Here is a 15,520-nt window from a genome sequence, read left to right as displayed (position 1 = left end):
CGGCGGTCGTTGGGAACGCCTGTCCCACACCTATTCCGTGGATGGCGGCCAGATGGGCGATATCGCCCTGCCCGTGGTGACGGTGGTGCTGCCCGAGAACGTGGCGCCCCAGCGTGCCGACGGCACGCCCTACAACTGCATACCCGATGTGCCCCAGGTGTTTGAGACCACCGACTGGCGCCTGAACGAGGCCTACGACGCGAACCGCGACACCCAGGGCCTTCTGGCCAATGCCAAAGATCGCAACGATGCCTGGAAGGACTTCAAGGCGACGGTTACCTACGAGAAGGTGGCCGACGAGGAGAATCCGGCCAACGAGCAGTACCGCTTCGTGCTGCGCTTCGAGGCCCGCGGCGATGTGGACTTAACCGGCGAGACCGCCGACGGCTACAACGCGTCTGCGCCCGATAAGATCAGCGTGGAGACCACGGCCAACGGCAACCGCAATCGCGAGCAGCGTTTGCGCCCCTACTATACCGACACCTTCAAGTTCAACATCATCACCGTGGGACCGTCCCGCCAGGATGCCGACGAGGTGAACCGCGACGAGGTTATTCGCAGCTACGAGAACATTCGCACCTACGTGACCTCGAAGGTAGACGGCTACCAGTTCCTGGCCGACTCCGATATTTCCGGCAATCCCTACCAGATGGGCAATCTGGCCCAGTACCGTCTGCGCGGCTGCCAGTGGGATGACACGCGTCTGGACGCGCGCCTGGCCACCTACCGCATCAACGATCGCTACGGCTACTGGATTCACTTCACCAACGCCGACTACTACGACGCCAACAACAACGGCTATCAGACGGCCACGCCCGGTGTGATGCCGCGCCATGCCATCAACGACGGCAACTACACGCGCAACGGCGAGCCGGCCATCAACTGGCTGCCGGGCTTCACGAAGCGCTACAACGAGGGCCAAAACGGCCTGGATTCCATTACGCCGGGCACCAGCAACGCCGGCATCATCGTGGAGGACTACCGCTTCCGCAAGAACTTCGCGCTGTCGGCCGATGCCTCTCGCGGCCTGAACGGCAACGATACGGTACGCCACACCGAGGCCTTCGCCCGTACCAAGCGCGACGAGAACGGCGACAAGGCTGTCGGCGTGCCCGACATTCGCGAGGATACGGGTATTATGAACGGTCTGAAGCTGCGCGTGGCCTACCCCACGGTGAAGACCGAGTACTGGGTGTCGGCGGGCACCGGTGCCGACGGCAAGACGCCGTCGGCCACGGGCACGGGCGCCTATTGGGACCAGTCCATCGCCAACAGCTCCACCGGCGCGCGCAACAACCGCTACTACTGGCTGGAAAACGACAACGGCATCAACTTCGGCGGCAACGCCTACAACAACGCGAAGTCCTTCGAGTACGGCGACACCCTGTGGTACACGGCGCGCTTCTCGAACATGAACAACGGCACCCAGAGCTCGGGCGCCATCAAGCATGCCAAGCTGGTGTTCTCGTTGGAGCTGCCCAAGGAGGTAACGTTCTATGCGGGCAAGACCCTGATGAACTCGCGGGCCGAGGTGACCGATAAGAACTACGAGATGTACCTGGGCGACCAAGATGGCGCCGACAGCCAGTTCGTGGTGGAGTGGACTCATCGTCTGCGCACCCAGGGCAACCGCACGGTAACCGAGACCTTCACGCCGAAGCAGCTGATCGACGCCGGCTGGACGGTGCGCATCACCCACCAGCCCGATTACACCTCCGACGACTACACGGTATCGGCGGGCGGAGCTAACTACGCCAAGCCCGATCTGGACGACCCGACGGACGTGGCGCCCGACAACCCGCCAGTGAAAGCGCTTTCCCACGAGGGCGAGACCGTGGTGTTCGAGCTGGCGCCTCCCGATGATGCCACCGACGAGGAGTTCCTGAAGTACGACACCCTCTACGATGCCTTCTTCGACGGCGTGCACCCCGATGGCTATTTGGGCGTCAACGACGTGGTCACCCTGAAAGTGCGCACGCGCATCGATAATCTGGGCGACGGCACTGACGCCTTGGACGATATGGGCGCCACCTATCGCGACCGTCTGAACGAGCTGCGCTGCTGGGACGGCGGCAATTCCACGGTATACACCACGCTGCACGACACCACCTTGTCGTGGCTGGACAACACCGTGGGCTTCAACGGCGCCGGCTGGACCCATACCTTTACCAAGGACATCCTGGCCGACGATGGCGTGACGGTGCTGCATCAGGCCGGCGACACCGTGGTGAAGCCCACGCGCAGCCGCGGCACGGGCGGCACGGCCCAATCGGACGCGGCCGAGGGCGTGTTCAACTTCCAGCCCCAGTATATGGAGCGCTTTGTGCGCTGGAGCCGCTACAACGGCTTCGTGCGCATGGTGTCTGACAAGGCCGCCAGCACCGATACCACCACCGGCGAGGAGATTCCGGCCGCTGACTACGATAAGGACGGCGATCTGACCGACAGCTATTCCTACGATCGGTCGGGTTACTTCCGCGTGCTGAAGCCCTCCGCCTCGGTGCGCGGCGATACGTTCATCCAGCGCAACCTGATCACCGACCAGGACTTCGACATCAATCTGGCCGACGACTCGCATCAGGGCGGCGACAACCGCTTCGTCATCACCCAGGCCATCAACACCGGTGCTGCGGTGAACAGCTTCATCGTGGATTGGCAGGTGCCCTACTACGGCACGTCCGACGCTCTGTCCTACGACGCGCCCTTAAACGATGCCAAGCGGCCGGTGGTGCGCACGCTGCCCTATGTGGCCGCTGTGCGCACGGGCATCTGGGAGGTGCCCGGCGCCGAGTGGGAGACCAAGCAGGTGGCTATCGACAAGTTCGGCAATATCATTCCCGATGTGCCGCCCTCGGGCACTCAGACGCCGGGCGGTGCTACCGCCGCTGCCACGGCAGCAGCCGAGGAGGCGGCGGCCGTGGAGGCCGGCAGCGGCGTGGCGACCGATGCGGCGGCAGCGGCGGCCGGTGCCGAGCCGGTGGTGTTCGGCGGCCATGAGCCGGCGGCGCGCGTGTTGACTCCGCAGGCCGTGGCGGCCCTGTTCAACGACGATACGGTGCCGCCTCTGACGGCGGCCGCCCTGGGCGCCTCCGGTGCCGCGGCCGTGGCCGAGGAGACGGGGGAGGGCGGCGGCTCTGCGGATGGCTCCGATGGCGCCGGCGACGGCTCTGCGGGCACCGACCCGGTGGACCCGCCGGAGCTGAGCGGACGCAAATTCCAGGTAAACTACGACTTGACTACCGTAGGGGGCACGTCGTCCAGCCCGGGCGAGCTGACCGTGCGCGTGAATCAGGAACTGCCGGTAGAGACGGGCGACGGTATTACTGGCTGTGTGGCCAAGCCGGCTCGCGACTATCTGTTCCTGGGATGGTACAAGAAGGTGTCCGTCGAGGGCGGCGGCACCGAAGAGGAGCTCGTCGATTACGATATCGACGAGGATGGCAACGGCGTGCTCAGTGTCGAGAACGTTCTGGCCAGCCTGAACAAAGACGGCGACGGCAACTATACCTCTACGGTGTACGTGGCCCATTTCGCCGAGATCACCTATACCGTTACCTATCTGGCCGAGTACATCGACAAGACCACCGACAGCACCTACAATGGCCCGGCTCATGGCACGGTGGTGCTGAGCGGCTCGGACGGCGATCCGGCGCTGTCGGTGTACGAGACGAGCAACCAGCGCGCCATCGACCGCTTGGGCGGCGCTAAGGCCATCCCCGATGAGGGCTATGTGTTCGCCGGCTGGTATCGGCGCACCTTCGATGGGGACGGCAATATCCTGAAAGACGAGCTGGTGACCGATATCGCCCAGGCAAACGGGAACAGCGACCTGGCCGAGGCCGGCGACTGGCGTGCGTGGGTCAACCGCGAGGTTTCCGATGACGGTGCAGGCATCATCTATAAGGACACCACGCTGGTGGCCAAGTTCAAGGAGCGCCCGTCCTACAAGGACGTGAACGTGAAGCCCCTGAACGAGGAGGCCGAGATCGAGTCGAAGCTGCGCGTATTCGTGCTCGCCCGCATCATCAACCCCTCCACCGAGGCGGCCGACCGTCATCGGTCGGTGTTCGGCGAGCAGAACGGCGCTTCCTACAACGACCGCGAGAACTACGCGTTCCCTGGTACCGATGCCGACCGCGACTACTTCTTCGGCGAGGACGATGCCGACGATTACAACACGGCCGACAACACCGAGGGCACGTGGGTTATCCTGGGCGATCCGGCGGGCTATGCCGTCAGCGCCAAGGAGAACACCCTCATCGACACCACCGAGTACACCGATCGCGGCGTGGACATCCGCCAGATTCGCTGGGTGGTGAAGGCGGTGCCCGAGGGCTTGACCGGTTGGGACGCCCTGATGGACGAGACGGCGGCCCGCGAGACGCCGGTGCCCCGCAAGTTCCGCCTAGATGTGGATGCCATTCCCACTAAGACCAACACCGCCGGCCAGGTGATTGCCGGCACCGAGGGCAAGCAGGAGGCCGACGACTTCGATCCCGAGCGCTTGAACGTGGGCTGGTCGTGGCAGACCGATGCCAACGGCGATCCTGTCAAGGACACCTCGGGCAAGAAGAACCTCATCCAAACGAAATCGCAGATGCCCTCGTCGCTGTACGACAACGCGGCGGGCGTGCTGTGCCACACCTACGTGCTGGAGGACTTCGTCATCTCCACCGCATCGCTGCCGCTGGTGGGCGAGACGCCCATCGGCCGGGCCCTGGCGGGCGCACGCGACGGCGATGCCAGCGCCGGCGGCTCGGGCGAGGCCACGGTTTCCAAGGAAGCACATCTGAACCACTTCGTCTCCGCTTGGGTGCGCTACGACGACACGAAGTACGTCGGCGCCGAGCGCGACCGTGTGGGCTTCTACCGGGCGGCGGAATATCCCACGCTGAAGATCGACATGGAGCAGGCCTACTTCAACGGCAACGCCACCGAGAGCTACACCTGGGTGACGGGCCGTCCGGCCATCGATCCGGAGGCGTCGCGCATGATGCGCTACAAGATCACGCTGACCAACCTCAGCTCCGACCAGCTGAAGTCGCTCGGCATCGTGAACGGCCGTGCCGACTTCTGCTCCAATCCCGATCTGTCGCTGGTGCTGCCCTTCGTGGAGGGCTTCGGCGCCGCCGGCATGTTGGACAACAACAAGTTCAAGTACGTGCCCTACGATCAGACGACGAGCGCGAGCTGTCCTTTGAACCTCGGCTACACCTCGAAGGCGAAGTCCCGCGATGTTCCCATCATGGTCGAGAGGCTCGACGACGAGGGCAACGTGGTGCTTGATGCAAATGGCAACCCGATAATGGATCCTTTGCACGAGGACCCCAACGATCCGAGCTCGCCCATCATCTACGAGACCATCTACGACGAACTGGCGACCAATATCGACACCGCCACGCCGCTGTGGACCTACCACATCGAGAACCAGGACGCGTCGTTCGCCACTACGAGCATCGTGTCCAAGCCCAACGTGTCCCTGGCGCAGCCGTGGGTGGGCGGCAGCCTCACCGTGGCCGACAAGCTGGGCAGCGTGGGCTCGGGCTACAACCGCAAGTTCATGGACTGGCGCTTCACGTCGGCTTTGGGCGGCAGTACCCGCGGCACCCTGCAGATGGGCCAGGCCGTGGTCATCGAGCTGATGATGCCCATCCGCCAGGATGCCAACACCGCCATCAGCTCCGACCTCATGAGCGCTACGGGCTATGCCAACAAGCCGGGCAACTACGACCCCTACATTCCCACGCAGCAGTCCAACAACAAGACCTCCTTCGTGCTGGACACCCGCGACGCGAACCTGGACGGCAACACCAACCAGATGATGCTGTCGCTGCAGCTGGAGGCGGCGGGCTTCATCTCGAATTCCACCCAGTCGCAGTCGAAGTACTCCTCCTCGCAGCTGGGCACTCTGTACACCCAGGCCATCAACGGCCCGGTGGGTGTGCCCGAGGGCACGAACTACACCTACCGCTCCCAGGCCGAGAACCTGGGTGCATCGGAGGCCATCGCGAAGAACTACGTGCGCACGGTGCTTTTGGACGTGCTCCCCTACAACAACGACCCGAAGCTGCTGTCGGGCACCTATGTGCCCTCCGAGGTAGATGGCGAGCCCGGCACCATGGCAAAGCAGGATCGTGGCAGCACGTGGAACGGCTGGATCGAGGATCTGGACTCCATCAAGGCCTGGATCATCTCGCCCACGACCGACTCCAACCCCGATGGGCGCGAGCTGCGCCCCGACGAGGCCGAGATCTGGGTGGGTCCCTACCGCACCGACCAGATTCCCGACGACGCGGGCGGTACGCGCACTAAGCTGACGGTGCTGACCGAGGACTCGCTGCCCGAGCTGTGGGCCATGCTGAGCCCCACTGAGAAGGCCGCGTGGCTCAACGAGCACCGCCTGAACCCGACGGCCCTGCGCGCCGAGGGCTTCGTGCCCTTAGAGGAGCTGAAGCGCTATGTGGAGGCCCACCCCGACGAGGCGCTGAGCCTGAAGCACGCGCTGCGCTCCATTTGGGTGGAGGTGAAGAAGGATGACGTCATTTTGCCCGTTCGCGGTCAGATTCGCCTGACCTACGACATGCACGCGCCCCTGAACCTGCCCAAGTACCTGGGCTCCACGAAGGGCGACGCCGTGTTCGACATGAACCTGGATCCCGACGATAAGGACCTGAACCCCGATTTGGCCGAGCGCCTCGCAGCGGTGACCCAGTGGAACAGCTTCATTCAGCGCATCAACACCAACGGCGCATCGCCCACCGGCGATGCTTCGGCCCGCGTGGTGGAAAACGCCATGGCCGGCGCCTTTATCGACGCGCCCGACGAGCGCGGGTATTTGGGCGACTACGTGTGGATCGACGCGAACTGGGACCAGCTGCGCAACGAGACCGACGGTACGGCAGTGAAGGACAACCAGGGCCGCGACACCACGATGCGCAAGGGCCCGAACGGCCGCTACATGGTGGCCACCGATACGCGCTACAACGCGGACACCGGCGAGCACGAGAGCATCTACTACGACGAGGACGGCAACGAGTGCCTGGCCTCCGACCTGTTCCAGGACGTCGACTTCGACGGCGAGGCCGAGGATCCCGGCATCAATGGCGTGGTGGTGGAGCTGTTGAACGAGAACGGGCTGCCCGTGAATCGCGACGGCCAGGTGTCGAAGTGGATCGAGGGCGCCGCCGGCGACGGCAGCGGCCGTTGGGTGCAGTGCGACCAGAAGACCGGCGAGCCTCTGCTGAACGCGGGCGGCGGCTACATCAACGCCGATGCGGGCGCCCCCCTCTCCTTCACCACGGAAAGCGACTACTACGGCAACTCCGGCTATTGGATCCTGTCGAACATCCTGCCCGGCTCCTACAAGCTGCGCTACACCTTCCCGAAGGAATACGCCGGCTACACCATCTCCACGCTGTACACTGGCCCCGATAAGGACGGCGACGGCGTGCCCGACAACAAGCTGGATATCGAGCATCGCGAGGACGACCCCGATACTCCCGACGTGGACGAGACGGCGCTGGTGGCCACCACCTCGAAGCTCGTCGAGGTGAAGCCGGTTGAGTACGGCCCTGAGTTCGCCGATGCCGACAACAAGGACATCTTCAAGAATCCCGATGCGGTGCACGCGAAGTACGACGCCGACGCCACGAGCTACATCGTGGGCATCTCGGCCCCCGTTACCGTGGAGGGCCAGGTGTTCCAGGACGACAAATTCTGGGGCACCACCGCCACGGGTGCTTTGTGGGGCGTGCAGTTCGACGGCGAGGACGGCACCAACCAGGATCTGATGGACGGCTACATCGACCGCCAGCTCGATCAGACCGATCCCATGCTGCCGTTGGTGACCACCTTGGAGGAGGTGCGCCTCGGCCGTATGCGGGTGGAGCTGTACGAGTACTTCCCCGAGACCGAGACCGTGGCCAGCGAGCCGGCCACCGATGCCGAGGGGCGTCCGGCCATCTTCATCACTGGTGACGGAGCGAACTGCGACTGGTGCGCCGAGCTGGCTGCCGGCAATCCGTCGGGCGCGGCCAAGGAGCACTACCATCACAGCTGCTCGGAAGACGACCGCCTCGCCGGCGACGCGCTGGCCGAGCACTTGCAGCGCGAGACCATCGGCAACTTCAAGTTCCTGATGAAGCCGGGCCACTACTTCATCATTCGCTGCGAGGATCATCTGGGCACGCGCCTTCTGAAGCCGACGCCCTATCTGCATACGAAAGATCCGCTGGAGATGCCCGCCGACGGCGAGGACGCGCTGTGGGACAACGACCTGTACCTGAAGAAGTACACGGTTCCCAACCCGAACTACAACCCGTCGGATCCCGAGTCGTCGCCCACGAGGAAGATCACCAAGGGCGAGACCTATCCCTTCCATGCCAAGGTGCCCACCGATGAGAACGGTCGGGCCATCTACGAGGAAGGCGAGAAGTGGAAGGGCTACAAGGTGTACCGCAAGTTCGGCTTGGGCTTCGGCCTGGGCACGGTGGGATACCTGGGCAACTACGTGTGGAACGACCTGAACTACGATGGCGTGCAGGGGCTTTTGGAGCCCGGCGTGCCCGGCGTGACTGTCACCTTGGAGCAGTACTGGTGGAACCCCGACGCTCTGGGCACGGGTGCGGGCGCATGGCAGCTGGTGGACAAGGAGGTCGTGAAGAACGACGAGACCGGCGAGCGCGAGTGGCGGGACAAGCAGCATAAGACCCGCATGACCAACCAGGCGGGCCAGTACGTATTCGCCGGCCTTTCTACCTATGTGGTAGACCCGCTGGACACCGACCTGGACAAGATGGACGACGAGAAGAAGAAGTACCTGGCGGGCTACCGTTTGCGCATCGACCGGTCGAACATGCTGACGCTGAACACGAACTGGGGCTTCACCTACCGCGACAGCGCCACGGGCGAGTTCGGCCCCGATGACGAGACCGATTCCGACATCCACACCACGGTGATGAACGGCCCGGCGTCGGGCAATCCGACCGATCCTACGGTGGGCGGTATGGTGGAGGTGCCGGTGTACTACCTGAACGCCGCCGGCGACAAGCTGCCCATCGACCAGGAGCTGGGCCAGGGCAGCGATTCCATGATCGTGCTGGCCGGCCCCGAGCTGGATGACAGCCTGGCGAGCAACGTGGTAGAAGTGAACGTGCCCGGACTGAAGAAGCCCCTGCGCTACGACTTGACCAATCCGCAGCGCTTCGAGAACTGGGATGCCGGCTTGGTGGAGATTCCCCAGGCATCTATCACCGGCGTGCTGTGGGAAGATGCCGACTACGACGGTGTGCGCAACATCGTCGATGGGCCCGAGGACGGCGACGGCGACGGCTCGGGCGACGGCGCGGGCGACGGCTCGGGCGATGGCTCGGGCGATGGCGCGGGCGACGGCTCGGGCGATCCGGTGCCCCCGGCCGGCGGGGAAGGGGAGGGTGGCTCCGATGGAACCGACCCGACCGAGCCGGTTGATCCGACGGAGCCGACCGATCCCGACCATTCCGGCGAGATCGTTGACCCCGACGATTCTGGCGAGCTCGACGAGCCTATCGCGAAGAAGGACCGTCCCATGGCCGACGAGCGCGTGGTGCTCACCCAATGGTACTGGGACCCCGCGGCCGATGACGGTGCGGGCGCATGGCTGCAGTCCACCACCTTCGGCGCCGATCTGCGCACGTCCCATGTGGTGGGCACCCTGCCGGTGCAGGTGCCCAACCCGGCTTACGATCCGGCTGGCTCGGGCGACGCCTTGAAGCCCACGATCACCGAGCAGCGTGAGGTGCGCGTGCCCAACGTGACGGGTGGTGTCGCCGGCCATCTGGTGAACTGGGGTGCCGATGTGGGTGACGGCGCCTTCGACAAGAACGCGCTGCTGGCCATGGTGGCCGACGTGTACGATCCCCAGCAGTGGACCGAGCTGGCTCCCGGCGAGGTGGGTGTATTCACGGACGAGGACGGCACCTACAACTTTGACAACTTGCCCGCGGCCTATACCGATGCCGAGGGCGCGCAGTACCTGGCGTCCTACCGCGTGCGCCTGTATGCCACCCATATCGACGACAAGGGCACTGCCGATGTGTCCGACGACAACCATTGGCTGCTTACGCGTTCCCACATGGGCGACGACCGCACCATCGACTCCGACGTGCTCGATCGCGGCACGCTGACTGTTATCGACCGCGTGGCCGAGACCGGCGGCGATCGGGGCGACGGCAGTCGCGTGGATGCGGGCCGCATCATCCTGGCCGGCGTGACCGACAAGCCCGACCGCGATGATCAGGGCTCCCATGTGCCGGTGCCCGGTCAGTACGTGCAGAGCGGCCAGAACACTATCTATGACTGGCTGACCCTGCGCAAAGACGGCGAGGACGTGACCGTGGAGACCGTTACCGGCGAGGATGGCGCCGAGCTGGGCGATCGCGTGGTGTTCCGCGGTGGCGACATCGGCCAGCTGCCGGCCCCCGAGGGCGACATCGCCGGCATTATCTGGAACGATGCCAATTCCAACGGCCTGCAGGACGCCGGCGAGCCCGGTGTGCCCTCCACTCACGCGCTGAAGGTGCGCCTGGACCGCTACGTGCCCGACGCGGCTTCGGCCGATGGCTGGAGCCTGGACACCGCCTGGACGCCGCTGTACGAGTACCCGGGCGCCGGAGGTCACTGGCGCTTCGAGGATTTGCCCTCGCAGCGCCGCGAAGCCGATGGCTCCGACACGGTGTTCGCCTATCGAGCCCAGGTAGAGGCGGCACCCGACGTGCGCAATACCCTGTTCATCGCCAAGTACCAGCAGGGCAGCGACTACACCATCGACTCCGATCTGCGCTACGACGACTCGTATCTGATGAACGTGGACGTAGATGAGTACGACGTGCTGCTGGAGCGCCGCGACGCCGATTCGTTCGCAGGCAACGTGGTCACCTATGCGCCGTCGAACAATCCGAATCAGGGGGATGGCACCACGACGGGCGGCACTACCCCCGCATCGCTCACATCCGAGCGGGCGAGCGGGCCGTTCACCTACGACTACGACCTGGCCATGCTGTCTGATCGCGCGTCCAACGACGGCGGCGTGGAGATTCCGCCCTCGGCCGACATCGCCGGCAAGGTGTGGAAGGACACCGACTACGACGGCTTCATCGACGAGGACGAGGAGATCTTCGCGAACAAGACGGTGATCCTGAAGCGCTGGACCTACGATGTGGCCACGGGCCAGTGGAGCTTGGCCGACACCATCAGCACCCAGACCGATGCCGATGGCAACTACCGCTTCTCCACGATGCCCATCGCCACGCGGGTGAATTCCGATAGCCCCGTGTGGTCGCTCAACGGCTACACCATCGAGATCAACGGCGTGGAGGAGGACGTGGACGCCACGGGCATGGGCGGCCGTCCGCTCACGCTGTGGCAGCAGGCGCCCGATCCGGACGATCCCACTCAAACGGAGGATCTGAACTCCAAGGCGGCCCGGCCCGCGTCCATCGACCCGTCGGTGTATCGGGAGCTGTACACCGACGGCAATTACCCCGTCACGTTCAACGTGGCGGCCAATAGCGGCGCGCCCGTATTCCAGAACCGCATCGTGCTTACCCAGCGGGCCGGGGAGAATACGGCCACCCTGCCCGAGTACCTGGTGGGCGGCTTCGACCTGACGGCGCCCCAGGGCCAGGAGCACATGAACGCGGGCTTCGGCCAGTTCCGCACCAGCATCCTGCGCGGCGTGGTCTGGAACGATTCCGACTACAACGGCGTGCGCGACGTGCACATCGACCGCTTGGATGGCAGCCTGCCGCTCGTGCCCGCCACGCCGGCGGCGCGCGCGGTGGATACCGAGGCGGGTCTGCCCGGCCTGGAGGTGCGCCTGGTGCGCTACTGCTACAAGGACGGACAGTGGGTGAGCGACGGCAACTTCGCCACATCCTATCTGGCCGACGCCGACCCGGCGGCTGGCCTGTACGCCAAGGCGGGCGATACGGCATCGGTATACGTGAAGACCGACGCCGAGGGCGTGTACGAGTTCACCGATCTGCCGAGCTTCGTGCCCAAGGGCCGCGGGGCCGACAAGGACGAGTTCTACCTGGCGTCGTACCGGGTGGAAGTGGTGCGCGACGCCACCACGGGCCAGTACGTGGTTACCCGCTTCCACACGGCGGCGGCCACGACGCGCACCGACTCCGACATGACCACCGACATCGATCATGCCGAGGGCAACTACCAGGTACGCGAGATCTACGACGTGGTGGATGCCGCGGGCACCGTGACCAGCCAGCGCGGCGACGGGCGCATCATGCTTTCCACGCCGGCGACGGCCACGCGCAACAGCCAGTACGCCGTGCGCTACGAGGGTCTCATCTACGATCTGTTCGATTCCTTCGAAGCGCAGCGTGGCGGCGACGCGGGCTTCAAGATGCCGGCCACCATGGTGGTGTCGGGCACGGCGTGGGTGGACGCCAACGCCGACGGCGTGTGGGACGACGAGGAGGGCGGCCTGCCCAATGTGGCGGTGCAGCTGCGTCGCTACTGGTACGACGTCGATCGCGACCAGTGGCGCTTCGACCGCACCTTCGGCACCGACGGCGTGGCCGAAACCACGTCGAACGCCGAGGGCTACTGGGAGTTCACGCGCCTGCCGGCCACGGGCGTGCTGCTGCCCGGTGACGGCATTCCCGCCGACGAGGGCTCGCGCGGCGTGGTGTACGGCTACCGCGCCAATGTGGTCGGGTTCCCCGACGGCTACTATCCGTCCGACCTGAATGTTGTTGATGACCCTGAGCACGATTCCGACCTGGACGACGGCACCACGCGCCTGATACCCGACGAGGGGCATCACGGCCTGATCGTGCTGACGAGCCCGGCTGAGGACGACGAGGACGATGCCACCATCATCGCGTGGACCGGCGCTTCCTCCGAGCGCTGGTCGCTGGCCAACACCCACGACTCGCATCACAACGACGCGGGCTTCGCGCCCAAGTCGGCTGCGGTGATCGCCGGCAAGATCTGGGACGACGACGACCTGAACGGCGTTCAGGACGAGGGCGAGATTCCCATTCCGCTGGGAACGGTGTACCTGGAGCGCACGAAGGTGCCGCGGGCTCAGCTGACGGTGGACCCGGCCGAGTTCGACAAGCAGGGCTGGACCATCACCGACGGCGCTCCCGGCAGCGACCTGCGCGGCAGCGACGGCGAGCCGCTGACGGCCGCTTCCTGGAAGGCGCCCACCACGCCCACGGTGACGCCCACGCCGGGCGGCTCCACCGGTTGGAGCCAGGTAGCCAGCTGCCGGGTGGATATGGAGGGCTGCTACTCCTTCGGCTCGCTGGCCATGGTGGACAGCGACGGGCTGCCCTGGCGTTACCGGGTGCGCTACGAGCGTCCCGAGGGCACCTTCTACGCGCCGGTGAACCTGGGCGCCAACGACGACATGGACAACGACTGGGCGCCCGATAACCCGGACGTGTCCATCGATGCGGGCGGCTCGCCGTCGCTGGACGTGGTGGTGCCGCGTGTGGGCGGTACGGTGAACGCCTACGGCCAGCTGTGGAAGATGCACCAGCCCATCAACTGGACCGACCGCGAGGACGAGGACGGCAATCCCATCGGCGCGTCGGTGGACTTCGGCTTCACCTGGCCGCCGACGGTGACCATCGCCGGTGCCGTGTGGGAGGACGAGGACGCCAACGGCCTGCGCGCCTTCCGCATCGCCGAGGATGACGAGGGCGACGAGGTGCAGGCGGGTGATCGCGTGTGGACCGAGCCGGGCATCGGCGAGGTGTACGTGGAGCTGCGCCGCTACTGGTACATGCCCGCGGAATTCGTCGGCGACGATCCGTTCATCATTCAGCCCAAGCCCGAGGCACCCGAGCGCCCGACGGATCCCGAGACGCCTGCGCCCGACGAGGGGGAGGGGACCGATCCGGTGGATCCCGACCCGAGTGAGCCGACGGACCCAACTGATCCGGATAATCCGGACGAGCCGGTTGAGGCTGCGGCGGTGCGGGCCTCGGTGTTGGCCTCGGCTACGGGCGAGCGTGCCGCAGTGCCGGCGGCCGACGGCGGCTACTGGGTGTACGACACGAACTTCAACGCCACGGGTTCCTATGGCGAGGTGCCGGGCCGCTATTCCGACGAGAACGGCGACTGGGCCTTCACGGGGCTGCCCACTACCGGCGAGGTGAGCGTTGACGGCGTGGTGCACCGGGTGGTGTTCGGCTACCGCGTGAACGTGCCGGTGCTGCCCGAGGGCTACGAGACGACGCTGCTGAACGAGGGCGATGATGCCACGGTGGATTCCGACCTGGACGAGATGAACACCCGTCTCATCCCCGACGCGCCGGAGGGCGGCCTTATCGTGCCATCGAAGCGTTCCGACGGCACCGAGTCCGAGCTGTCGCTGGTACAGAACGCGCCGGGCGGCACGCCGCGCTCGCTGGCGGTGGCCAACGACTGCCTGTCCAACGACGCTGGCCTGGTGCCGCGCCAGTCGGTAACTATCAGCGGCGTGGCGTGGGACGATCCCGATAAGGACGGTATCCGCGACGAGGACGACGAGATACTGCCCAACCTGACGGTGCGTCTGGAGCGCCGCGTGGTGGCTCCGGCCGAGACGGCCGCTCGCGACGATTTCGGCACCTACACCACCGACGGTGCGCCGGGCAGCGATCTGACCGCTGAGGGCGAGCCCAAGGAACGGGCCGGCCGCGGCGTAGTGCGCATTCCGGCAGCCGACAACGGGGCCTGGGCGTTGGAGAGGCCCCTGGCCGGTGATGTCGCGGTCGGCGGCGCGGGCGATGGTGCTGGCGCGGGCGGCGGTGTCGACGATGACACCAGCTCTGGCGACGGCTCGGGTGACGGCTCGGGCGGCGATGGCGGCTCGGGCGACGGCGATGGCACGGGCGGCGATGACGGCTCGGGCGATGGCACGGGCGGCGATGACGGCTCGGGCGATGGTGATGATGCCGACGACGAGCCGAAGTACCACAGCTATGGTCGCGAGAGCAGCCCCGTTGTGTCGGCGGGCAGCTCGTGGCAGACCGTGGCCACCATGCGCACCGATGGTGCGGGCGCCTACCGCTTCGAGGGCAATCCTCTGGTGGACGGCAACGGCAACGCCTACGAGTACCGGGTGGTTACCGATCGTCCCGCCGAGGCCGAGTTCGTGCCGTCCCATGCCGGCGCGAGCGACAACTTCGACAGCGACATCGATCCGCTGGAGGGCGATGACGGTGCGGGCGCCACCGATGCGCTCACGGTGGTGAAGGTGCGCGAGAGTTTGGTGAACGCCTACGGCCAGACTTGGAGGGCCTCCAGCCCGCAGCACTGGACCTTCGAGACGGAGCGCTCGGTGGACATCGGCTGGTGGTGGGAGAGCGATTCGTGGTTCACGAAGATCTTCTACAAGCGTCTGCCCCAGACCGGCGACACCTTAGTTCTGGGCGCGTTGCTGATGCTGGCGCTGGCATCGCTGGCCCTGGCTCTGGCGATGCGCCGTCGCAGGAAGAAGGACAACGAGCGACCCGATGCCGTTTAG

General features: G+C 65.8%; 1 protein-coding gene (cut by a window edge). It reads left to right on the top strand.

Going from position 1 to position 15,520, the window contains the following annotated elements:
* Positions 1-15,520, top strand: the 3' end of a protein-coding gene (locus tag G503_RS14015) for an InlB B-repeat-containing protein (protein WP_035022043.1). It extends 19,406 nt beyond the left edge of the window; the window shows 15,520 of its 34,926 coding nt (coding positions 19,407-34,926); its start codon lies off the left edge, out of view; the stop codon is at positions 15,518-15,520.

The sequence above is a fragment of the Adlercreutzia mucosicola DSM 19490 genome (assembly GCF_000422625.1).
GTDB classification, from domain to species: domain Bacteria; phylum Actinomycetota; class Coriobacteriia; order Coriobacteriales; family Eggerthellaceae; genus Adlercreutzia; species Adlercreutzia mucosicola.
The sequence above is the reverse complement of the archived record's forward strand: the minus strand, read 5'-3'. Positions and strand labels throughout refer to the sequence as shown.